At 41.6% G+C, this 22,039-nt stretch carries 20 protein-coding genes and 1 riboswitch; of the genes, 11 read left to right on the top strand and 9 right to left on the bottom strand.

All coding sequences use genetic code 11. The annotated features are described in order from the left end of the window. Nucleotides 1-166: 166 nt before the first annotated feature. The 3 genes from AACU25_RS16290 to AACU25_RS16280 all read left to right on the top strand — a co-directional run bounded on the left by AACU25_RS16290 (nucleotide 167) and on the right by AACU25_RS16280 (nucleotide 3,685). Nucleotides 167-2,482 carry a heavy metal translocating P-type ATPase gene (locus tag AACU25_RS16290; RefSeq protein ID WP_096577289.1) on the top strand — a complete coding sequence of 772 codons (2,316 nt, stop codon included), beginning with the start codon at nucleotides 167-169 and terminating at the stop codon, nucleotides 2,480-2,482. A gap of 123 nt (nucleotides 2,483-2,605) precedes the next feature. Then, complete coding sequence (locus AACU25_RS16285) at nucleotides 2,606-3,175, top strand: cupredoxin domain-containing protein (RefSeq protein ID WP_199347425.1); 570 nt, start codon at nucleotides 2,606-2,608, stop codon at nucleotides 3,173-3,175. A gap of 96 nt (nucleotides 3,176-3,271) precedes the next feature. Then, nucleotides 3,272-3,685 (top strand): heavy metal-responsive transcriptional regulator, encoded by a 414-nt coding sequence (locus AACU25_RS16280; RefSeq protein WP_096577287.1) that lies wholly within the window; start codon nucleotides 3,272-3,274, stop codon nucleotides 3,683-3,685. 121 nt (nucleotides 3,686-3,806) lie between these two features. On the opposite strand, the gene AACU25_RS16275 is transcribed toward AACU25_RS16280, so the two are convergent. Further along, entirely contained in the window at nucleotides 3,807-3,983 is a 177-nt protein-coding gene (locus AACU25_RS16275) for a hypothetical protein (protein ID WP_339382038.1), read from the bottom strand. Between the two features lie 265 nt (nucleotides 3,984-4,248). Here AACU25_RS16275 and AACU25_RS16270 point away from each other — a divergent pair, with 265 nt between their 5' ends. Next, nucleotides 4,249-5,145 carry a hypothetical protein gene (locus AACU25_RS16270; protein WP_096577285.1) on the top strand — a complete coding sequence of 299 codons (897 nt, stop codon included), beginning with the start codon at nucleotides 4,249-4,251 and terminating at the stop codon, nucleotides 5,143-5,145. Nucleotide 5,146: 1 nt separating this feature from the next. Here AACU25_RS16270 and AACU25_RS16265 read toward each other — a convergent pair whose 3' ends face one another. From AACU25_RS16265 to msrB, 5 genes are all read right to left on the bottom strand, one after another. After that, entirely contained in the window at nucleotides 5,147-5,311 is a 165-nt protein-coding gene (locus tag AACU25_RS16265; protein WP_190445903.1) for a hypothetical protein, read from the bottom strand. Nucleotides 5,312-5,418: 107 nt separating this feature from the next. Next, nucleotides 5,419-6,402, bottom strand: a complete 984-nt coding sequence (locus tag AACU25_RS16260) for a catalase family protein (RefSeq protein WP_096577283.1) — start codon at nucleotides 6,400-6,402, stop codon at nucleotides 5,419-5,421. A gap of 350 nt (nucleotides 6,403-6,752) precedes the next feature. After that, nucleotides 6,753-7,970: an ergothioneine biosynthesis protein EgtB gene (gene egtB, locus AACU25_RS16255; protein ID WP_096577281.1), complete on the bottom strand. Its 1,218-nt coding sequence runs from the start codon at nucleotides 7,968-7,970 to the stop codon at nucleotides 6,753-6,755. Continuing rightward, on the bottom strand, nucleotides 7,945-8,733 hold the full coding sequence (gene egtC / locus AACU25_RS16250; RefSeq protein ID WP_096577280.1) for an ergothioneine biosynthesis protein EgtC: 789 nt from the start codon (nucleotides 8,731-8,733) through the stop codon (nucleotides 7,945-7,947). The genes egtB and egtC overlap by 26 nt, the downstream gene beginning before the upstream one ends. A 113-nt stretch (nucleotides 8,734-8,846) precedes the next feature. Beyond that, the gene (msrB, locus tag AACU25_RS16245) at nucleotides 8,847-9,344 is read right to left on the bottom strand and encodes a peptide-methionine (R)-S-oxide reductase MsrB (RefSeq protein WP_096583821.1); all 498 of its coding nucleotides are present in this window, start codon (nucleotides 9,342-9,344) and stop codon (nucleotides 8,847-8,849) included. A 581-nt stretch (nucleotides 9,345-9,925) separates the two neighbouring features. On the opposite strand from msrB, the gene AACU25_RS16240 reads away from it, so the two are divergent. Further along, entirely contained in the window at nucleotides 9,926-10,363 is a 438-nt protein-coding gene (locus AACU25_RS16240; protein ID WP_096577278.1) for an RrF2 family transcriptional regulator, read from the top strand. A gap of 163 nt (nucleotides 10,364-10,526) precedes the next feature. Here the strand turns inward: AACU25_RS16240 and AACU25_RS16235 are convergent, their stop codons facing one another. Then, nucleotides 10,527-10,964, bottom strand: coding sequence for a hypothetical protein (locus tag AACU25_RS16235; protein ID WP_096577276.1), 438 nt, complete (start codon nucleotides 10,962-10,964; stop codon nucleotides 10,527-10,529). Nucleotides 10,965-11,420: 456 nt separating this feature from the next. Between AACU25_RS16235 and AACU25_RS16230 the strand changes: the two genes are divergently transcribed. From AACU25_RS16230 to AACU25_RS16215, 4 genes are all read left to right on the top strand, one after another. After that, nucleotides 11,421-11,765, top strand: coding sequence for a hypothetical protein (locus AACU25_RS16230; RefSeq protein ID WP_096577274.1), 345 nt, complete (start codon nucleotides 11,421-11,423; stop codon nucleotides 11,763-11,765). A gap of 54 nt (nucleotides 11,766-11,819) precedes the next feature. Then, nucleotides 11,820-13,958, top strand: coding sequence for a pentapeptide repeat-containing protein (locus tag AACU25_RS16225; protein WP_096577272.1), 2,139 nt, complete (start codon nucleotides 11,820-11,822; stop codon nucleotides 13,956-13,958). 213 nt (nucleotides 13,959-14,171) lie between these two features. Further along, nucleotides 14,172-14,666, top strand: coding sequence for a hypothetical protein (locus AACU25_RS16220; RefSeq protein ID WP_096577270.1), 495 nt, complete (start codon nucleotides 14,172-14,174; stop codon nucleotides 14,664-14,666). A 380-nt stretch (nucleotides 14,667-15,046) separates the two neighbouring features. Next, nucleotides 15,047-15,210: riboswitch (cobalamin riboswitch) on the top strand. Nucleotides 15,211-15,231: 21 nt separating this feature from the next. After that, on the top strand, nucleotides 15,232-15,648 hold the full coding sequence (locus tag AACU25_RS16215; protein ID WP_096577268.1) for a DUF1636 domain-containing protein: 417 nt from the start codon (nucleotides 15,232-15,234) through the stop codon (nucleotides 15,646-15,648). Between the two features lie 368 nt (nucleotides 15,649-16,016). Here the strand turns inward: AACU25_RS16215 and AACU25_RS16210 are convergent, their stop codons facing one another. Then, the gene (locus tag AACU25_RS16210) at nucleotides 16,017-17,378 is read right to left on the bottom strand and encodes an IS4 family transposase (protein WP_096573981.1); all 1,362 of its coding nucleotides are present in this window, start codon (nucleotides 17,376-17,378) and stop codon (nucleotides 16,017-16,019) included. Between the two features lie 244 nt (nucleotides 17,379-17,622). Between AACU25_RS16210 and AACU25_RS16205 the strand changes: the two genes are divergently transcribed. After that, nucleotides 17,623-18,369 carry a cobalt-precorrin-6A reductase gene (locus AACU25_RS16205; protein ID WP_096577266.1) on the top strand — a complete coding sequence of 249 codons (747 nt, stop codon included), beginning with the start codon at nucleotides 17,623-17,625 and terminating at the stop codon, nucleotides 18,367-18,369. A gap of 698 nt (nucleotides 18,370-19,067) precedes the next feature. Here the strand turns inward: AACU25_RS16205 and AACU25_RS16200 are convergent. After that, nucleotides 19,068-21,275, bottom strand: a complete 2,208-nt coding sequence (locus AACU25_RS16200) for a sensor histidine kinase (protein ID WP_199347533.1) — start codon at nucleotides 21,273-21,275, stop codon at nucleotides 19,068-19,070. Between the two features lie 380 nt (nucleotides 21,276-21,655). On the opposite strand from AACU25_RS16200, the gene AACU25_RS16195 reads away from it, so the two are divergent. Then, a complete protein-coding gene (locus AACU25_RS16195; protein ID WP_096577264.1) occupies nucleotides 21,656-21,883 on the top strand; it encodes a hypothetical protein in 228 nt (75 codons plus the stop codon). Nucleotides 21,884-22,039: the final 156 nt, after the last annotated feature.

Here is a 22,039-nt window from a genome sequence, read left to right as displayed (position 1 = left end):
ATTCCATTGTCTCTGTGTATCAAATCCTTTCATAGCTGTAACACATCCTACAGTCGCTATTAATTGTGAATTGTGAATTTTGAATTCCCCCCAGGGGCTTGACACTCCAGTTCACTGGAGGATTCAAGATAAAAGCAGTCTTGAACCTGATCATTGGAGTCTGCAAATGAAGAATACCACATTGAAGTTGCGCGGGATGAGTTGCGCTTCTTGTGCCAGAAGTGTAGAAGATGCAATTCGTTCTGTCCCTGGGGTGAATGAATGTAGTGTGAATTTTGGGGCAGAACAGGCAACTGTTGATTATGACCCCAAAAGAACAGATTTACAAGCTATCCAAGATGCAGTTGATGCAGCAGGTTATTCTGCTTTTCCCCTACAAGAACAAAACTTGATGGCGGGAGAAGATGATGAGGAAAAGCAACATCGCCTGCAGGAATCCCGCGATTTGCAACGTAAGGTGATATTAGGCGGGATTATTAGCGCTGTGTTGGTAATTGGTTCGCTACCAATGATGACAGGGTTAAACCTGCCTTTAATTCCTACATGGTTGCATAACCCTTGGCTGCAATTATTGCTGACAACTCCTGTACAGTTTTGGTGTGGTTATTCCTTTTACGTCAATAGCTGGAAAGCCTTAAAGCGCCATGCTGCGACAATGGATACGTTAATTGCTTTAGGTACTAGTGCCGCATATTTCTATTCCCTATTTGCCACCTTAGTTCCTAGCTTTTTCATTGCCCAGGGTTTGAGAGCAGATGTGTATTATGAAACTGCGGCGATTGTCATTACCTTAATTTTATTAGGGCGGCTGTTTGAAAATCGCGCTAAAGGGCAAACTTCCGAAGCTATCCGCAAGTTAATTGGTTTACAGGCGAAAACTGCGCGGTTAATTCGTCATGGGCGAGAAGTTGATGTACCGATTGAGCAAGTGCAAATTGGTGATGTGGTGCTGGTGCGTCCTGGGGAGAAAATTCCCGTTGATGGTGAGGTAGTTGACGGGACATCCACCGTTGATGAAGCGATGGTGACTGGTGAAAGTGTACCTGTGAAAAAGCAACCAGGGGATGAAGTCATTGGCGCAACCATCAATAAAACTGGTAGTTTTAAGTTTCGCGCCACCAGAGTAGGTGCAGATACCGTACTGGCGCAGATTGTGCAACTAGTGCAGCAAGCTCAAGGCTCAAAAGCCCCCATCCAAAGACTAGCAGACCAAGTTACCGGGTGGTTTGTGCCAGCAGTAATTGCGATCGCCATCCTCACTTTCATAATTTGGTACAACATCATGGGTAATGTTACCTTGGCGTTGATGACCACAGTGGGGGTGTTAATTATCGCTTGTCCTTGTGCTTTGGGTTTAGCCACACCTACCTCAGTCATGGTTGGTACTGGTAAAGGTGCAGAAAACGGCATTTTAATTAAAGGCGCGGAAAGCTTAGAACTCGCACACCAAATTCAAACCATTGTCTTAGATAAAACAGGCACAATTACCCAAGGTAAACCCACAGTCACAGATTTTGTCACAGTCAACGGCACAGCTAACGGCAACGAAATGCAGCTGATTCAACTAGCCGCCTCAGTAGAACGCTATTCCGAACACCCGTTGGCAGAAGCAGTTGTACGATATGCTGAAACTCAAGAAATGCAATTAATTGCCTCTGTACAGGATTTTGCTGCGATCGCAGGTAGTGGTGTCCAAGGTAGGGTTGCTAACAGATTGGTGCAAATTGGGACACAACGCTGGATGGCAGAATTGAGTATTAACACTCAAGCCTTGCAACCAGACAAAGAACGCTTAGAATACCTGGGTAAAACCGCCGTATGGTTAGCAGTAGACGGCGAAATCAAAGGAGTCATGGGGATAGCTGATGCCATTAAACCCACATCACCCCAAGCTGTAAGAGCATTACAAAAACTCGGTTTAGAAGTAGTCATGCTCACAGGCGACAACCAACGCACCGCCGAAAGCATTGCCCGTGAAGTCGGTATTACCAGAGTCTTAGCCGAAGTCCGCCCCGATCAAAAGGCGGCGGTGATTAAGTCATTGCAAGCAGAGAAGCAGAGGAGCAGGGGAGCAGGGGAGCAGAGGAGCAGAAGAAAAACTCAGCACTCAATTGTGGCAATGGTTGGTGATGGTATTAATGATGCACCAGCCTTAGCACAAGCCGATGTGGGAATAGCAATTGGCACAGGAACAGACGTTGCGATCGCAGCTAGTGACATCACCTTAATTTCTGGTGATTTACAAGCCATAGTTACAGCAATTCAACTCAGCCGCGCCACAATTCGCAACATTCGGCAAAACCTCTTCTTCGCCTTCATTTACAACGTTGCTGGTATTCCCATCGCCGCCGGAATTCTCTTCCCCTTCTTCGGTTGGTTACTCAACCCCATCATCGCCGGTGCAGCAATGGCTTTTAGCTCAGTTTCCGTAGTCACCAACGCCCTGCGTTTACGCAACTTCCAACCTAAAACCCTCAGCTAAGGGACTTCCAACTAATAAAATATGCGATCGCTTTTTTGGCAAGGGGGCAGGGAGCAGGGGAGAAATTCTTCATTCCAATTACCAATTACCAATTACCCATTACCAATACCATTACCAATAATTATGAACAAAACAACCCTCATCAGTACTATAGCCAGCTTAGGCATTGTATTTGGAATCGCATCAGGTAAAGCTGTTGCCCAAACATCTCATGAAAGCCATTCATCACCAACAGTCCAAACTAATCAATTTCAACGTATCGATCAGCCTTTAGGAAATAAAATAGCCGTCACTCTCGGTGGCTTGGGATTAATTGGCTTAGAACTTTGGTGGTTCTTGCTAAGTAAACCCAAGTCTCATAAAGCAGTTGCAACGGATGAGAATATTCAGGAAGTAACTGTGACTGTTGATGGCGGATATGATCCCAGCCGAATTGTAGTCCAAGCCGGGAAACCAGTCCAACTGAAATTTGCACGCACAGATCCCAGCAGTTGTTTAGAAAAAGTCCTGATTCCAGACTTTCGCATCGCCGCAGATTTACCCCTGAATCAAGTTACAACTGTGGAATTTACACCCGAACAACCAGGTGAGTATATTTTCACTTGTGGAATGAATATGTTTCGGGGTGCGATCGCAGTTCAAGCCGCAGAAGCAACTGAAGAAACTGCTTCAACTCCAGTTAGTGTCTCATGAGCTTGATGAAATGATACTTTTGATGCTTGACTCTCCAGTTCAATGGAGAGTTTAGTATAAAATCAGCAATCACATCTCACTGAGGATTTGGTAAGTATGTTAGCCCAAGCAGAAGGAAAACAAATTGGTGTAGTTGCCAAGGAAAGTGGTGTACCAATTAAAACCATTCGCTACTATGAAGAACTTGGCTTACTCCAATCATCAGGCAGAACAGAAGGCGGATTTAGATTATTTAGCGTTGATGTTTTAGAAAGACTACACTTTATTAAACGCGCTCAAAGCTTGGGATTAAGCTTATCGGAAATTAAAGAATTTCTCAATGTTCATGATAGCGGCAACTTACCTTGTGAGCATATCAAAATTAAACTAGAGCAAAAGGTAAAAGCCATTGATGAACAAATTCAACAATTAATGATTTTGAGACAAGAATTATCAGGATTGCTGTCTGGTTGGGAAATTAAACCTGATAATAATCATGCAACTATTTGTCCAATTATTGAACATCAATAAATAAATTTAGAGATTATTTATCAAGCCTAACGCACCGTCGCATTGATGATGCGTTACGGCTAAATTTCATTGTCTCTGTGTCCCAAATACTTTCAAAGCCGTAACACATCCTACTTAACATTTACTGTACCTTGCCAACTTGCAATCTGCTGTAATTATTAATTATTGTAGGGGAGCCAGTCGCATGGGCGGGTTTCCCACGCCAGTCCGCACAACGGGGGGAACCCCCGCAAGCGGCTGCCTCGACTTGAGCGAACTGGCGTTGTGTTAGGCGCTCGTTTCCAATATTATTGGTCATGCAAAAACTATCCTAGCGCCTAACGCACCGCCGCCGCATTGATTATGCGTTACTAAATTTCTCTTTTTAAGCATTCAAAATAGACGCTCTTTTCTTGGCTCATTAAATCAAAAAACATATCACCTCTTGACTCTCCAGTTAACTAGAGTATGTAAAGTGATTTTGAGTTAAGTAGATAATTTAAAAATTCACTTAGATTTCTGTACTAACTCTCTAGCTAAACCTTTTGAGATGACTTGAGTAATTAAGAAATGGAGCCAAATCAATGAAGAGATTTATAAATGCAATTGCTATAACTACTACTTTAGTGCTAGCTCAAAGCTGCTCATCATTAACTAAAGTTGATGAAAAAGCAATATCTGTAAGCACGCATCAACATCAGGATATTTCAATGACTGATAAGCATTATGGAGAACATTCAAACCATGACACTGTTCATCACGATGAAAATCATGAAGAGAAGAAAATATTAACTCAAGCAAAACTCAAAGTTCCTAGTCACATCTCCCCAAATCAAACGATTCCCATATCTATTGATGTGCAAGATTTAAATGGTAAGGCAATTACCAATTTTGACACTTTCCAAGAAAAGCTGATGCACTTAATTGTTGTCAGTGATGATTTGCAATTTTTTAGCCATATTCATCCCACATATAAAAATAATGGACAATTTGAAGTAGCAGCTAGTTTTCCACAAGCGGGTGGTTACACATTTTTCAGCGATTACAAACCCACTGGAAAAACAGAACAAGTCTCAGTATTGCAAGCACAAGTTTCAGGTAATACTATTCCGGCTCCAGAAATTGACATTAAGCGTAGTAAAACTTTCAACGATACTCAAGTCAATCTCGCTCTTTCTGAACCTACTGTAAAAGCAGGTCAAGAAGTTACTTTAATGTTTAAATTACAAGACGCTGCTAGCAAGCAACCGCTAACAGATTTACAACCTTACTTGGGAGAGAACGGACATTTAGTTATCGTGCGACAATCCAAGCAGCTAACAGCAGCAGATTACATCCATGCTCACGCACTCAAAACTACCCCAACTGGACAGGTTCATTTTATGACTAGCTTTCCCCAACGAGGAAAGTACAAGCTTTGGGGCCAGTTTAATCGCAATGGCAAAATCATTACTGCTGATTTTTGGCTCAATGTCGTCTAGTTTAGCGGTATGTATTCTTCTTGTGCAGTTTTGATGAAGTAAATTTGAAGAGTAAGCGATCGCCCTTAGCATCTCCTAATTGAGCTGCTACTATAGGGACATATACAGAACTACTTATACCGAAACCTGAATTATCGTCAAATTCTCTCAGAAGAACATGTACCAAATCAAAAGCCCCCAAAAGGGGCTATTTTTGTATGCAGTAACTGTTAGTGATTACCCTTATCTTAAGAGTAATCACTTTTTGGGAAAACCCAGTATTATTGCGGAAATTTATGATTGTATGGCGTAGGGTTGTGGCTCAGTAATCACCTGTTGATTGTGTTCCCGGCGATTCTGGGCAATAGTTTTATATAACTTCAACCGAGAAGCATTGACGCTACCCAACGGTTCATGTTCCGGTAGAGTATGCCAAGGCGTAAAAGAAAGACTTTCATCGAACTGTTTGCGATCGCTATTATCAAATTCCTGAGCCGGAATTTTGATAGTTGCTACTTTAATATATGGAGAGATATTTTCATCCCAGAGGAGGGTAGGATCATCAACCCATTTGGGATCATTATCAGGCTGTAGTTGAATCAAGAAATCAAAATAAACATCCCGCTTTTCTATAGTCAGAGTATTGACTAAAGCTTGGCGCAAATAGTGATCAGAATCTGGGATAGGTAAATCAGCAGTATTTATAACTTGCGGTTTTGCAGAAAATTTAATCGCCTGGGTTCCCAAACGGTAGGGTGTAGCACTCCAATACTGAATTTCTAAAGGATTGAGAGTTTTCTTACCAGCAATTTGTTGCAAAATCCCAAACTCGTACGCAAAAGATTCTGGGGAAAGTTTACCAGCCTTTACTTCTGCTAGACGAATATAATCTTGAGCCTCTCGCACAAAGAAAACAGGATGGTTGATCAGTACAAAATCTTGGGTGTTTGGTTCATCTTCTAACACCTTGTTCCCTTCCACCTGGAGAACTTTTATTGCAAAGCCTCTACCATCAGGGTTCTTGTCAGATTGGAGTTGTCCTTGACTTAAGGGGCCAGATGCATTAGAAAATCTTGCCCAGATGGGGTAGGTTTTAACCTTGCTGAAAATACCAACTTGCAGATTCTCAGGAATATTATCTGCGATCGCCAACTCACCCCAGACACAACCATGACTTTTCGCATGAGCTTGACGTAAGCCTGGTGCTTTAGCAGCTTGATCCTGAACAGCACCTGCAACAATTTGGTCAATGATTTCACTATTAGATACTTGACTCATAGTGATTTTTTTGAAGGGTTTAGAATCACTATATAGGATGAATATTTTGGTGTTTTAAATATTCATGAGGTGAGAAATGCCCACTATATCATAGTTTTAATGGGCATTCCCTAGCCTCAACTTCAGCGATCAATGTACGGAATTTCTTCAACAATCAAAGATTTTGTTTAGGGAATAGAGAAAAAAGAACCCAATACTTGTCGGTTAAGGGCAAAAGGGGAAGGGGAAAAGGGGCAAGAAAAAACCTTTAACCCTGACCCTTTCACCTTTTCCCCAAACCAAATTCCGAGTTGAAAATCCTTAACCGAGCAGTATTGAAAAAGAACCTCTTCCCCAAACCAAATTTATTTTTATATATTACTAACAGCGCAGCGAAACCCTGTAAAAACCTGACGCACACTTGGATAATACCAGTTACGAAAACTTGGGCGCAGTACCCAAGGACGAGTTGTCCAACTTCCGCCTTTTAATACGCGATGCTTCTGGTCAAAATAAACTTGCGAGTAACCTGTATAAGGATAGCTTTTAAATCCTGGATAGCTATCAAACCATGAATCTGTCCATTCCCAAACATTGCCTAAGGTGTCGTATAAACCATAGGCGCTTTGTCCACCAGGGTAAGCATCAACAGGGGTAGTTTTACCAATTAGGCGATCGCAATTACAATTCTCAGTTATTACTGTTGTTTGGGGATTCCGCCTAGCTGCTTTTTCCCATTCTGCTTCTGTGGGTAGGCGCTTCCCGATAAACCGTGAATAGGCTTCTGCTTCGTACCAACTAACACCCCAAACTGGGTGATTATCCCAAGTAATATTTCCCTGCCAGTATAGCGGTTGAGTTACCTGTTCAGTTTGTAACCAATCCCAGCCAGCCTTTGACCACCACTGAGGATTTTGGTAGCCGCCAGCCTCCATAAATGCGCGATATTGTCTACAAGTTACAGGATAGCGGTCAATATAATAGGTGTCTAAATATACCTTATGTGCCAAAGATTCGTTATCTAGCGCCTCAATAGAGTTGTTACCTTGTTCAAATTCACCTGCAGGAATTTGAATCATTTCTTCCAGGTTATGAGGCGCAGCTGGACTAACAGCATCAGGGTGTAAGTTATTTAAAGGAAGTTTTGTTAATTCCAACACCATGCTAATAATTTCACAGTGTTGGCTTTCGTGTTGAATTAAAAAGCGCCACAGCCGTTCATGTTGCTCAACATCAGCAACTTTGAGGATATCTAAAGCTTTGCTTCTGACTGTATCTAGGTAATTAAGAATTTCCCCTAAATCAGGTAATTCCACACGCTTGGCTTTGGGTAAACCATCAGCTGCAAACAGCTGACAGTATTGCGGAAACAAACATGGTAAACCTGCGATGTGTTCTAGCAACCACAAAGATTCAATGTAAGCAATATGACCTAAGTGCCAACCAACAGGGCTAAAATCTGGATGGGGTTGATGACAGAATGTCTGTCTATCCATACCCTCAAACAGTGTCAGAGTTTTTTTGCGACATTCAATAAATACAAGAATAATATCTTCTCTGACACTAGATATGCTCAACTTGGATAACACGGTCTTCTCCCACACTGATGATGCTATTTTCTGGGCAAGTTGTCCAATTACCATTAAATATCGGTTCAGAAGCAATAATTACCGAATCTGGGAAATTTGAATCATTCTCTAACCAGTAAAGAGAAGGCGCAGGTGATTTACTACTAAAGCGACAAGCAATTAGGCGATCGCCATCACTTAAAATGATGTTGGCAGAAACATCACTTTCATACTCTGCTGCTAATTCCAACAAGTGAAATAATGTGATGTGTAAAGCCTGTTCTACACTCTTAGCCGGGTGAGATTGCCACTGATTTAACAGTAAAGCAAAGATATGTTCTGAATCTGTACTTCCCTTAATTGATTGGTAAATCTCATTGCTCAGTTGATTGCGAATCGGTCTATATAATGTCTGGCGGAAATTCTCAATTCTGCCATTATGAGTAAATAACAGCCTCTGATACTGAAATGGCTGAGAATTACTAAAATCTAAAGCTTGGCCTGTTGTCGCACTACGCACATAGCCTAAAATCCGCCCTGATTCCACATAGCGGCTCAGATATGGCAGATTTTGGTCATTCCAAATCGGCAAAATATGTTTGTAGATAAATGGTTCGGTATCCTTTTGAGCATGATACCAACCAATCCCAAAGCCATCAGCGTTTACCACTCCAGAAATCATTTCCTGAGGCTGATAACTCTGCACAATCAAGGAATGTTCTGGTGTGTATAGTAAACGTTCTAAAGAAATCGGCGAACCGAGGTAAGCAAGTAAACGGCACATAATATTAAATCTTCAGTACTCAGCGACTTGATTATAATTAGTGGCGACACTTGTGTGACCACTAAATAGCCCTAATGCTTGCTCTATTTCGGTTCTTGTATCAAAATTGCCGATTAGCTAGCAACAAACTTTAAAGATACACCATTCATGCAGTAGCGCTTACCAGTGGGTTTAGGGCCATCATTAAATACATGGCCCAGGTGTCCACCGCATCGGCTACAATGCACTTCAACTCTCGTCATAAAAAACGATTTATCGATAGTGGTAGCGATCGCGCCTTCAATAGGAGCGTAAAAACTGGGCCAGCCAGTACCACTGTTAAATTTGGTGTCTGAGGTGAATAAGGGTAAATCACACCCTGCACACAGGTATTCCCCCGCCGCATATTGCTTATCGAGAGGACTGGTACCAGCGCGTTCTGTACCATGTTGACGCAGCACCCGAAACTGTTCTGGTGTCAGCGTTGTGCGCCATTCTTCCTCAGTTTTGGCGATTTCAAATTCATTATTCTTTGCAGCTGTCATAACTTTTGGTTTCCTACGTAGATAATTTGATAACCATACGGTGCCAAACATAACGGCACCAGCTTCTAGAAGATATCGCCTTTTCATTACCCTGTTACCAACTTCGCCTGTTGATTCACTAATATCAGCCATAACCCTGAATTAACCCTGATAGCAACCTGAAAATGCTCTCAGAATCATATCAATTAGGTGTATGAGCCTGAAAATCACTGACTCAACCACAAAGTTTTTGAAGAGGGTAAGTTAATCAATACAAGGAGGACTTACCGAACTCCTCGCCGCTTTGTAACATTCTGTTGTATTTTGTTTCAAAAATACATTGTAACGAGAACAGGCAATCTTAACAAAATTGGGGACTGGGGATTGGGGACTAGGGATAAGGGAGATGAGGAAGATGTGGGAAAAATAATATAACGACAAATCCCATTACCAATTACCCATGACCAATTACCACTCCACCAATCGGCTATACTGGAAAAGCCTAAAATTTATCAATCACTTTTATTTATTAAAATAAAAACTAAAAATAATTGCTTCTATCATTGGGAGTCTCTAAACTTAAAATTAAAATAGTCAACTAAAAGTTGATTTTTAAGCTTCTAGATTCACATATAGAGAAAAAAGTCAACAGTAAGTAAACATCCTATAAAATTTAAGATATTACGCCTGTGGAACTCTCTAACAAATCTGAATACGCACTTCTCGCTCTGTTAGAGTTGGCTAGTTGTTACCCTAGTGGTGAATCTCTACAAATTCGGCAGATGGCAGTGCTGCAAGATATACCGAACCGCTATTTAGAACAATTGCTAGCAACTTTAAGGCGTAGAGGTCTAATTAAGAGCATACGCGGAGCCAAAGGTGGCTATGTTTTAGCGCGAGATCCGCGAAAAATTACATTGCTAGAAGCTTGGAGCAGTATTGAAGGAGTAGATGCTGCTGTACCGACTGTTGAGCAAAATTCCAAAACTCTAGAGACTCAAATCATTAATGAAGTTTGGCAGGAAGCACGTCAAGCGGCTAATGCGGTTTTAGAAAAATATACCCTGCAAGACCTATGTGAGCGACGGCTCAAACACAGAGAGAAAGAACTCATGTACTATATCTAAGCCACAGCCATTAACAGGTTATTTATAAATTCTCAATGATGAAGGGGAACAGGAAAAAGTCAACGACAAATCCTGTTCCCCTTCTGCTTTATTCTGTAATCAAATCTTAATTTACTCAAAACTCAGCACTCGTAACTACATCCTAACAGTGAGTAAAACCGTCTTATTGAGACGGTCTTTGTTGCGAAATTGAGAGGGTGTAGTTATACTGTCGTTTTGATGATTCACCGATGTAAAAAGAGTATTCTCCTGCTGGCCAGAAACCAGACATCTCTGCTTTTCCGCCGGAGTAACTATCTGCTTGAATACAGAAGCGTCCTCCAGGGCCATTAATCAGCAGCGTTGGTTGTCCTTGACTCTCAACTGTAACGCGCAAATAAGGTAGTGACTCTTCCACCTTAATAACTTGGCTGGGTTCAGCGGGAATATTGCCACAATTACTCGCCACAGAACCGCCAGAATTGCCATTTAAAACTAGCGGCTCTGTCCGGAATTTGGCATTAATGACGCTGGGGGGATTCTTGGCGAAATTAGCATCAGTAAAAACTAAATTCATCGCCAAAGCTGCGGGAACAACCGTAAATAATCTGTGCATTTTCATATTATTAAATTAATGCTCCCGACTGTGATCGAGCGATATTGTTAAACATAATCTAAGTTTTGAGACGATGCTAATAAATTTGTGTTCCCTAATACAGAGTATAAAATTTTATCTTTCAAAGAAAAAAATATACCTTCAATAAGATGAAAAAAGTATAAAGTTGTTGCATAGTAAGTATTTGTAAATAAATCACACTTGCTGGTAAGTGATATACCAAAGTTACCAGTATGATTTTTCTTGATCAATCTTTGTTTTATAGCAAGTCCCGTACTATTTCGGAATTTCCGGATTAGCAATGATAAATCATGAAATCCTTGCCATGAAGCTGTTTGAAAAATTTATGCCTGTACTTTTTTAAGAAAAAGATACTCTGCCTTGACTAAAAATGTCTAGCAAACACATACATTAGCTAGAATCACAGACAAAACCGCTTATAAGCTGAGGTAGAAAAGATAGATGAATCCTCAACCTGATGAAGATTTGCAACGTCGTCTCCAAAACCTAGAGGCAGAGATTAATTCCTCCCCAAGAGAGGTTTCCCAGCCAGAAACACAAAAACAGCCATTTGAGTTTAGTTTTGAGAGTTTAAACTCGCAACTAACAAAATTGCAAAGCTGGTTCAATACCTTGTCTGGAACTAAAAAGATAGTATTTTTAGGCGTGACGGCTGTAGTAGGTATTGCAATGTTGCAAACAGTATTAAAACTTGTAGCTTCTGTAATTAGCCTGGCAGTGTTGGCAGTGTTGGTGTATGTTGGATACAAATTTTTTGTGTCTAATAGTTTTCAGCAGAAAAAATAGTCTATTTGTAACGATCCCGTAGTGGTGTGAAATAAAGTTAAAGGGAATTATACGATGGCGACCCCAATTGTTAGGAGAAGTAATAATCAATCTAGTAGGTCAAAAGACCCAGAAAAATCGAGTTCACTGCCATTATTAAGCAAGCGCTTTGCAGCTTGGGCGACAGAAATGACGCTGGTGGTTGCCAGTGGTTTGGTTCCCTTCGGCTTGGGAGTGTATGCCAATTCCAGAAGTGATTTGAACCGTGTACCTCTGAATCCTGTTTTAGTGGTAACAGAAAGAGCGATCGCTAGACCTTTGGCTTTACCTGTGAGCTATGGTATTCGTAACGTAGCTTGGCCAACTAATATTTTGTGGAGCCTGGCTTTATTAGGGCCTGTGACACTTTCGACATGGCAGTTCTTTCTACTCGCAAAAACAGGTAGCACCATTCCCAAACGTCGATTTGGGATTAAAGTGGTGAACGAGCAAGGAAAAGCGCCGGGTTTTGGCGCAGTTGTCATCCGCGAAGGATTAGGGCGTTGGACTGTACCGTTATCTGTAGCCTATCTGCTGTGGCGCTACAGTTTAGCTTTTCCTAACTTAGGAATTTTCGCAGTTTTGGCCTTATTAGCGATCGCCTCTGAAGGAATTGGCTTACCTGCAAAAAATGGGCGGCGGGCAATACATGATATTTTGGCAGGTACTTATACAGTAGATGCTACTCGCCCTTTACCAGCTTCCTTCTCAGATGCTAGCCGCGAAAGTCAAGCCGCTGTCAGCAGTGATGCTGAGTCATTGGCGGACGATCAAGAAGGAGCCACAGCATCAGACAATACACCAGCACATCCCCTCGTGGCACTGATTCGGCGTAATCCTAATCTCACATTGATGGGTGTCACACTGGTGAGTATGGTAGCCGTGTTAACCACTTTAGTGGGCACTCAAGTCTACATCCAAACTCAAGAAACACAGCGTAAATCGCAGCAAATCAACGGACAACAGTTTCTAGAACTCGTAAAACAGCTGAACTCTAGCTCATTTGCTACTGTTGAAGAACGCCGCAGTGCAATTGTAGCTATGGGTACTCTCAACGATCCCCAAGCAATTAAATTTTTAGCAGATCTACTAGTTAAAGAAACCAACCCTATGCTAGTGGATACAATACAACAAGCTTTGGCAAATATTGGGATTAAAGCTTTACCTGAGCTAAAAACTCAAAATCAAATTATTGCTGGGGAAATGGGGGCTGCAGGTACTAATGCAATCCAGAGATTACAACTCAATCAAAAAGCCATCAACAAAATTCTCGCTGTTTACAGTGGTCAAAGCAACGGCATTGATTTGAGTCGCAGCCAATTAGGTGTCGTCGGTTCTGGAGAAAATTCCTCGTTCAACTTAGTCTTAGAAAACGTTGATTTATCTGGAATTAAATTCAAATCTGCCAACCTCAATCAAGCTAGCTTTAAAGGCAGTCGTTTTCGCAGTGTGGGTGAAGATGGTCGTTGGGACACCTACGACGATGTCATTGCTGATTTAACTCAGGTGCAGATGAAGCAAGCCAATCTCACCGATGCTAATCTCAGCCGTGTAATGTTGAACCGTAGCGATTTGAGCCGCGCCACTCTCAACAGAGCTAATTTAGCTGATGCCCGTTTAATTAATGCTAACCTCAGCAGTGCCCAGCTAGTGGGAGCCGATTTGCGTGGTGCAGTATTAGAAAATGCCAGCTTAACTGGAGCAGATTTAGGTGATGCCAAATTAAACGAAGCTGATTTATATGCAGCTCGTTTAGGTCGTGTAGTAGCTATAGGCACTCAGTTGTCCTATGCCAACTTAACCAAAACCGATTGGCAAGGCTCAGATTTATCTGGTGCTGATTTAGAACGTGTTAATCTTAGCAATGCGAACTTAAGTGCTACTCGGATGACTGGTGCAGTTTTGCGTTCTGCTCAAATGGAAAACGCCAACTTGCAAAATGCTGATTTGAGCCTTGTTGATTTACGGGGAGCAAACGTTGCTGGCGCTGATTTTAAGAATGCAGTTCTTTCACCCAGCAAACAAGACCCAGCAGATGAATTTGTCCAAACACCATCTAAAGGTTCCGTTTCCGCTGTAGTGCAAGGAGTTGATTTTTCTCAAGCTAAAAACCTAGATTCCAAACAGCTTGCTTACATTTGTACTCAAGGCGGGATTCATCCTCGTTGTCCGTAGGGTTGGGGATTGGGGACTGGTGATTGGGGAACTCGGGGCCCCCTCTGGGGATAAGGGGTAATGGGGATTGGGGATGAGGGAGAAATAAAAAATGCCAATTACCAATTACCAATTACCCATTACCCAATGCCCCATGCCTAATGCCCAACATCAGCGATAACATAGGTATTAAAAGGAACCATTACAATTTCAGATGGTGTGAGGAAACGGGCAATGAAGCATCTCCGGTCTTTGGTTGTAGTTCTGGGGGCTAGTTCGCTGTTAAATATGGCTACAAGCATTCAACCAGCACAAGCTCAAGTTGCTTATGGTAGTTATGTTGGTGTTGGCCCTTCTGTGGGACTGAGCGATGGGGCTCAAATTGGCGGGGTGGTGGCTTTTCGTTATAAGCTTTTGGAATCACCGATTTCTTTTCGTGCCCAAGCTTTGATTGGTCATGGTACAGCAATTGTGCCTACGGTTTCTTACGATGTCCCCATTAACTGGCAAACTGATGCCTATTTGGGTGCAGGATTGGCGTTAGCTAGTGGTGACGATCCATCTCCGGTGGGGAATAAGATTAGCTTTGCTTTGCAACCAGGAATTGATTACACCGTTCCTAATAGCAACACTGTACTTTTTGGTAACGCAATTATCGCTTTTGATGCTTACCGCAATGGTGGTGGTACTGCTTTTTCTTTGCAAGGTGGTGTAGGTTTAAGATTTTAATGCCTGAATTGAATATAAAACCTAAATTCCCAAGTCTTGAAGGCGTGGGATTTTTTTATGTTTTTACAGTCCCTATGAACAGTATGGGCAAATAGGCTTGGGTTAAGATCATTAGCGTTTATTACTTGTTAAACAAGCCAGCAGAATTGGGGGATTCTCCCCCAAACCCCCGATTGGGTGACGGTTGCGTCCCCCAAACCCCCTCCAAAATAATTTTTCGGTTTTTTGTTGAGTAACTAGTTTTTTGTTTTTGTGGTCAATCAATTTTCTTAACTGAATGGTATTGATGTATGGGCTAAAGCTATGTCCGCAGGGCTTTACAGAACTCAGCACTCAGCACTTTCAAAGAGTGAACACACAGGGACGCAGAGTTGTGTATGATCGAACAGGTCACTTGGTTCTGGTGGGGATCAGCCATCAGAGGTAACGGGGAAAGTTCGGTGTAAATCCGGCACTGTCCCGCAACTGTGAAGCAATTTGAGATTAGTAGTCGAAATTTCTCAATTGTGTAAGTCAGAACGCCCACCAATGTTGATTGTTTTGTTCTCACATCTGCGAGGTACAGATGACTGCTGTGAATATTTCTGCGACTAGTAATTTGGGTGAGTCTTCCCATACTCTCTTTGTTTGCAAAACCTGTGCCAGTGTTTGGCAAGATGGGAAACGCGTAGGCGAAAGTGGTGGGGAAAAACTATTACAAAAACTGGAATTTCTGGCACAAGATTGGGAGTTGCGAGATCAGTTTCCCATTCAGCAAGTGGAATGCATGAGTGCTTGTAACCGTTCCTGCGTTGTCGCCTTGGCTGCACAAGGTAAAACTACATATCTGTTTGGTGATTTGGCTGTGGATGATTGTGCATCTGCTGTGTTGGAATGCGCTAGTCAATACTACAGCAAGCCTGATGGTTTACTACCTTGGTCAGAACGCCCAACAGCCTTGAAAAAGGGGATTTTGGCGAAGATTCCCCCGATTGGGAGATGAGGAGATTGGGTACTGGGGACTAGGGATTGGGGACTGGGTAGATGAGGGTGATGAGGGGGATGAGGGTGATGAGGGGGGACAATACCCATTTGTGTCAACTTAAGCTAAAAGCTATATAGGGCGGGCGTTGTACAAATACCTCGCGCCCTCATCCCCTAACCCCTTCTCCCACAGGAGAAGGGGAATTGAATCTCTTGCTCCCCTCTCCTGGTGGGCTATCCATTAGTCACATCTTTCTTAACAAAGCTGAAAGCCATTTATAGGAGTAATTTCACGTTGAGGATTCTTAGCTGTGGTTGACAGAGTGAGAAAAATATGTATCCATATGGATTGTTGTTGACATACCCTTGCGGATTTTGTTGATTTGGCTAGTGGGTTAGCCGGGCTAATTTCCAAGTAGCAGCGATATCATGTAATCGTCGCAATCCACGCCAAATAGTCTTAACTCCAGGTTCGCCATCGCTTTTGCGCCCTAAAAAACCACCGAGAGTGGCAATCATACGTACAGCTTCTCTAAGAGTTGGTGGCTTTTGAGGTGGAATCGGATTTTTAGTAAAATGTACGCATAACGACTGCCATTCAAATATCTCTAAAACAGTTTCACAACTAATATCTGGATTATGTCTGGCTTCGTAAGTGAGCCATAATAAACGCCAAGCGACAATTGAATATGTAGCTAATGCCATATTGATTCGCTTTGCAGTTTCGAGTTGTAATTCTTCGATTTGACAACCGCTTTTTAAAGCATAGTGGTAGCGTTCAATTAACCAACGATAGGTATACCATTTGACGCAACGTATGGCGGCGGAAAAATTCTTAATTTCTAGGGTCGTTAATAATAGCCAACTAATCGGGCTAACACCTACTGGTGGATTTTCTTCTTCTGCTAAAATCACCTGTAATTTTACTGGTTTAAGTTGTGAACGTGCTATGTGATGCCGTGGTACATCTACTTCAAATGTTGCATATTTAATGATTAGTTTTGCAGTTCTAGCTGCCGCTTCTGGATTACGTTTTACTTCTACTAATAATGTTCCCCCTACTGAGGTAGCACGGATTGCTTGATGTAAATACTTGGCTGTGTGATTGACTTTTCTATTGTGGGTTCCCCGGATGAGTAAATGTGAATTTCTCGGGCGTTGTTTCCGAAATAAGTCAAATATATCAGCTTCGGAATCTCCCATAGTGACAACTGTTGTTTCTGTGGGCACAAACTCTTGTGTTCTCTCTAATCCATCTAACCATCTTTGACTTTCTTTTTCTTGTATTTGTCGTTGACGGCGTTTTTTCGCTATTCCTAAATCTTCTATATCTCTTGTCCAAACTTGTTGATTAATGATTCCCAGTGGTACTCCGTTTGTACTGGCTGCAAACGCTGTATGTACTTTTAATCCCAAGCTTTTTCTATGATCTAGATAACCAATTCCTCTTGTCGCTGGATGTTTTGTCAAATCTATATTTGTTGTATCCTGAATCATCAACACTGTCTCATGTTCTTTGATTCTAGAGACTGTACTTTTGATATGGGCATTCCTAATATCATCTGCTTCAAAGTATGGTGAATTCCAAAAATCATACGCTGCTGTGGTTGCTGCTACATTTCCACAAGCTTGCGGTATGCTCGCACTAGGTTGTGCTGCTAAATCTTCCACTATCCTTATTAAACGTTTATTTCTTCTTGCATCTCCTAAGTCTGCTTGTCTCAATTCTTCTGATGCCCACTTTTCCATCTTCCATTACCCGTTTTTACTTCCCATGACAAAACTATACCTACTCAGCTTTCTAGCTATTTTTAAGTAAATTGTAGTTTTGTTGAGAAAGATCCGGGTAATGGATAGCCTGGTGGGAGAGGGGCTGGGGGTGAGGGCGAAACCTTGCAACCAAGAGGGTTTCACGTTAAGTTGACACCACTGGACAATACCAAACACCAAACACCAAACACCCAATTACCCATTACCCATGACCAAATGACAAATGACAAATGCCAAAGTTTTAATTTTAGGTGGGACGGGAGATGCAGCGGAAATAGCTGCAAGAGTTGCTACTATCCCAGGAGTTGAGGCGATCGCATCTTTAGCGGGTCGTACTCGTCAACCGTCAATTCCATCTGGTAATGTGCGAATTGGCGGGTTTGGTGGTGTGGCGGGATTAGTTAGTTATTTGCAAGAGATGAGTATTGATTTTGTCATAGATGCTACTCATCCCTTTGCTAGTCAAATTTCTTGGAATGCGGCGGCGGCTACGGCTGAGGTTAGTATCCCCCGGTTGCTGTTCAATCGTCCTGCTTGGGAAAAGGTAAATGGCGATCGCTGGATTGAAGTTGATAGCATTATCGATGCAGCCGCAGCACTATCAAATCAAGCACAGCGAGTATTTTTGACTGTTGGTAGACAAGAACTCAGCGCTTTTGCACACCTAGAAGGGATTTGGTTTTTGATGCGGGTAATCGATCCGCCTAGCCCTGATGCATTGACTCCACCAGGTTTAGTATTGTGCGATCGCGGCCCTTTTGCTTTAGATAATGAACGAGAAATTCTCATTCAACACAAAATTGATACCATTGTTAGCAAAAATAGTGGTGGTGATGCCACTTATGCCAAAATTATTGCGGCGCGAGAACTTGGTATCCAAGTTGTGATGGTAAAGCGTCCAGCTATACCGCCAGGTGAACAAGTAAGTAATGTAGAAGATGTTGTGCCTTGGTTGTTGAGTAATTTGTAACGTTTAGAAAAAGATGAGCTTCTACAAATCCGTTTTGGAAAAGGAAATTTAATTAATTTAGAAATTAAAAAAATTACTATATACAATGTCAAGTTAACTGATGACAATCATCTCATAAAAATCAACGTGACTAACACTTGGTATCAAGATAATAGACCTATCAATAAATACAGTTCAGTTAAGAAAATTAATTGATCACAAAACTAAAAACCTAGTACCGCAAGGCGTAAATAAATAGACCATACCCTACGGTAAACCACTTTGCGTCTACAAAATCAACAAAACGCTTATTCTGTATTAATTTGGAATTCACGGCGGTACTAGTCACTCAACAAAAAACAGAAGAATTATTTTGGAGGGGGTTTGGGGGACGCAACCGTCACCCAATCGGGGGTTTGGGGGAGAATCCCCCAATTGCTCTCAATACTGCTCGGTTAAGGATTTTCAACTCGGAATTTGGTTTGGTGAAAAGGTGAAAAGGTAAGGGTTAAAAGTTTTTTCTGACCCCTTTTCCCCTTCCCCTTTTGTCCTTAACCGACAAGTATTGCAATTGAGATGGCTTCTTGAATCAGTGACAAATCAATCGCTAATGAGCTTAACTGCACTGTATTGCAGTATAAATACATCTTGTGAGGCGTGAAGAAATTTATATACAGCCAAGTATTTCCTTAAACCTTTAATTATTGGCACTTTTCTATTTAATTGACAATGTTTTGTTGAATTGGTATTTGTATTCTCATCTCTGTTCCTTGACCAAAGGTTGAGAAACATTCTAATTTACCACTATGCTTTTCTTTAATAATTTGATAGCTGATGGCCATGCCCATACCTGTGCCTTTACCTACAGCTTTGGTGGTAAAGAAGGGGTCAAAAATGCGGTTTTTTACCTGTTCTGGTATTCCCGGGCCATTATCTGCGATCGCAATTTCTACCCATTGAGTATTGCTAACAGAAGTGCGGATGGTAATTTGGCTGGGGTTTTGCTGATTCTCTTCTTGGGTGTGCTTGCTGTTGACTTCCTCTAAAGCATCAATGGCGTTCACCAAAATATTCATAAAAACTTGATTGAGTTGCCCAGGATAGCATTCTACAAGCGGTAGGTCGCCATAGTCGCGAATAACTGCAATTGCTGGATGTTCTGGCTTGTCTTTGAGACGATGTTGCAGAATTAACAATGTACTTTCAATTCCATCATGAATATTCACGGCTTTAAATTCCGCTTCATCTATGCGAGAAAAGTTTCGTAGTGATAGCACAATGCTGCGAATGCGATCGGTTCCCATTTTCATGGAAGATAGCATTTTCTGCATATCTTCGGTCAAAAACTCTAAATCGATTTCTTCCGCCAGGGCTTGGATTTCTGGATCGTCTTCCGGATGACGTTCTTGGTAGAGGTGAATCATCCTCAGTAAATCTCGAGTATATTCGTTTAGGTGGGTAATATTGCCGTGAATAAAGTTCACTGGATTATTAATTTCATGGGCTACACCTGCTACTAACTGACCCAAACTAGACATTTTTTCTCCTTGAATGACTTGGGCTTGGGTGAGTTGCAATTGTGTTAAGGCTGTTTTCAGTTCAGCCGTACGTTCTTCTACTCGGTCTTCTAGTTCTGCTTTACTAGCTGCTAATGCGGTAAAAGATTCGCTTAATTGTTCGGCCATGTAATTAAAGGATTGGGCCAGAATATTCAGTTCCTGAATATTGCTGGTGGCAAATTTTTGGTCTAATCTACCAGATGCGATCGCCTGACTGGCTAATTTCATCCGTAAAATCGGCTGAGTAATCCAAGCTGAGGTGAAATAACCGATGAAAACTGCTGCAGCTAATGCCCCTACACAAAGCGCGATGGTAGATTGGTTGTTGGCATTAATGCTAGTCATAAAGACTCTTTCTGGTACACTCACCACCACCAACCAATCTAATCCATATTGATCGCGCCAAGGGTTAACATAGACAAAATTACGTTCTCCTTGCCATTCCAGTTCCCATTTTTTAGGTTCATTAATCGCATCAAACCTATGCCCTGTTTGCTGAATTTGTTTGGCAATTTCTCTGATTACAGGGTCTGGGCTGTCAGTAGCTTGCAAGCGTTTAATTTGATGATTGACTTCGGTGAATGGTTGATAATTGCTGGAGTTGGCAATCAACATTCCATTCCGTTCCATAATGAAAACCTGTCCCGAACGGCTAACATCCAAACGCCGCAAAAATTCACTGAGTTTCAACAGGTGAATGTCTGCACCAACCATTCCTAGCAATCGGTTTTGAGCATCGTAGATGGGGCGACCTGTAGCAGCAGTAATATATGGCTCGCTAGCCCCATTCCAACTGTAAATGCGCGACCAGATAGGTTTACCTGCTTTGATTGGTTCTTTGTACCAACTTTCATTAAAATTGTTGTAATCAAAATTGCTATTAATATTAGTGCGATTACCTAGCTTGTCGATACTATAGTTTTTGCCGTTGTTCGGTAACTTAGCTCCCCAATCATCAATGGTGACTGTTTTTCCATCGTAACGGGCGGCTCCGGCTCCTTCACCTGTTGTCAACCCGATACCGATATAGCTGAGGTCGTAAGCTTGCATAAGTTTCCAAAAATACTTGCTCAGGGTTTGGCGATCGCGCACATCCAATAACCCCATTGCAATAGCATCAGCATTAATTTGGTTAACCTTGTGGGGAATAGCTAGATAAGAATTGAGGTGCTGCTCAACTATGCTATTGGTTCGATCCATTAATTGATCTGCCAACTCTTGCACTGCTTTCTGTCCATTTTTAAATGATAGATAGCCTACCAAACCGACTGCGGCGAAAATTTGCAGTACAAATGGAACAATCAGAACCATCTGTAATGGGAAAGCCTTAACTGTGCTTGCATTCTGCTTTTTGATATCTTTTACCATTTTGATCCTGCGTAAGTATTTGCCTTCCCAAGTACAGGTAATACCAATTCAAAATTAGGAACCTCACATACAACAAGAGTTTGTGAGTTTGAATCTGTTGCTGAATTTTAGAAGATTGGTATAATTCACAACCAGGTATGTGTTTTGATAATTACATAGCTAGTATTCCCATATCAGAGACAAGATTTGAAAAACTGGGATTGGAGAATTGCTGATTCTTCTTTGTCTCATTTAGAACTCATTAGGGATGGCTATTGAGCTTTACGCTCCAACTACGGGAAGATGTTTAGCACTTACGTGGAAAATATAATCAAAAAACAATAAATTTTAATGTCATAAAACGGTAGACTAAAACTATAGAAGAGAAGAGGTGAAATATAGTGAATATTCAAGATAAAGGCTTGAAAACACATCTCAAAGAGAATTTTGCTAATGAAGAAATGAGTAATAGTAATCTCGTTTTTCAGAATCAAAGGCTCGAAAACCCTGAACTACCAAAACTCAATGAAGAACCAGATCAAGAACAGCCAAGACTAGGTTTTTGGAAAAGTTTGCTGGAAATTATCCAACTCATCAAATTTATTGATGATGAAGAGCCAGGGAGATAGGAAAAAATAATCAAAAATTGATTCTCTGGGTATTCTCGTGAATTGGTGAGCATGTTAAATTTAGGGTCATCTCCATTACTGGTTAATCTCGTTGAGATTTCATTTATAGTGGTCTTGCAGCAAGTTTTACATCAAGCTGTAAGACCACAAATGTTT

The organism is Tolypothrix tenuis PCC 7101 (assembly GCF_963874875.1).
Classification (GTDB): domain Bacteria; phylum Cyanobacteriota; class Cyanobacteriia; order Cyanobacteriales; family Nostocaceae; genus Aulosira; species Aulosira tenue.
This window is presented reverse-complemented; position numbering and strand designations above follow the sequence as displayed.

What these genes read in the sequence shown, in the direction of transcription:
- msrB (WP_096583821.1), bottom strand. Translation starts at nt 9,344, where the DNA reads ATGAAAAGGCGATATCTTCTAGAAGCTGGTGCCGTTATGTTTGGCACC.
- egtC (WP_096577280.1), bottom strand. Translation starts at nt 8,733, where the DNA reads ATGTGCCGTTTACTTGCTTACCTCGGTTCGCCGATTTCTTTAGAACGT.
- AACU25_RS16225 (WP_096577272.1), top strand. Translation starts at nt 11,820, where the DNA reads ATGGCGACCCCAATTGTTAGGAGAAGTAATAATCAATCTAGTAGGTCA.
- AACU25_RS16270 (WP_096577285.1), top strand. Translation starts at nt 4,249, where the DNA reads ATGAAGAGATTTATAAATGCAATTGCTATAACTACTACTTTAGTGCTA.
- AACU25_RS16280 (WP_096577287.1), top strand. Translation starts at nt 3,272, where the DNA reads ATGTTAGCCCAAGCAGAAGGAAAACAAATTGGTGTAGTTGCCAAGGAA.
- AACU25_RS16285 (WP_199347425.1), top strand. Translation starts at nt 2,606, where the DNA reads ATGAACAAAACAACCCTCATCAGTACTATAGCCAGCTTAGGCATTGTA.
- AACU25_RS16235 (WP_096577276.1), bottom strand. Translation starts at nt 10,964, where the DNA reads ATGAAAATGCACAGATTATTTACGGTTGTTCCCGCAGCTTTGGCGATG.
- AACU25_RS16260 (WP_096577283.1), bottom strand. Translation starts at nt 6,402, where the DNA reads ATGAGTCAAGTATCTAATAGTGAAATCATTGACCAAATTGTTGCAGGT.
- AACU25_RS16215 (WP_096577268.1), top strand. Translation starts at nt 15,232, where the DNA reads ATGACTGCTGTGAATATTTCTGCGACTAGTAATTTGGGTGAGTCTTCC.
- AACU25_RS16200 (WP_199347533.1), bottom strand. Translation starts at nt 21,275, where the DNA reads ATGGTAAAAGATATCAAAAAGCAGAATGCAAGCACAGTTAAGGCTTTC.
- AACU25_RS16220 (WP_096577270.1), top strand. Translation starts at nt 14,172, where the DNA reads ATGAAGCATCTCCGGTCTTTGGTTGTAGTTCTGGGGGCTAGTTCGCTG.
- AACU25_RS16290 (WP_096577289.1), top strand. Translation starts at nt 167, where the DNA reads ATGAAGAATACCACATTGAAGTTGCGCGGGATGAGTTGCGCTTCTTGT.
- AACU25_RS16205 (WP_096577266.1), top strand. Translation starts at nt 17,623, where the DNA reads ATGACAAATGCCAAAGTTTTAATTTTAGGTGGGACGGGAGATGCAGCG.
- AACU25_RS16210 (WP_096573981.1), bottom strand. Translation starts at nt 17,378, where the DNA reads ATGGAAAAGTGGGCATCAGAAGAATTGAGACAAGCAGACTTAGGAGAT.
- AACU25_RS16275 (WP_339382038.1), bottom strand. Translation starts at nt 3,983, where the DNA reads ATGACCAATAATATTGGAAACGAGCGCCTAACACAACGCCAGTTCGCT.
- AACU25_RS16230 (WP_096577274.1), top strand. Translation starts at nt 11,421, where the DNA reads ATGAATCCTCAACCTGATGAAGATTTGCAACGTCGTCTCCAAAACCTA.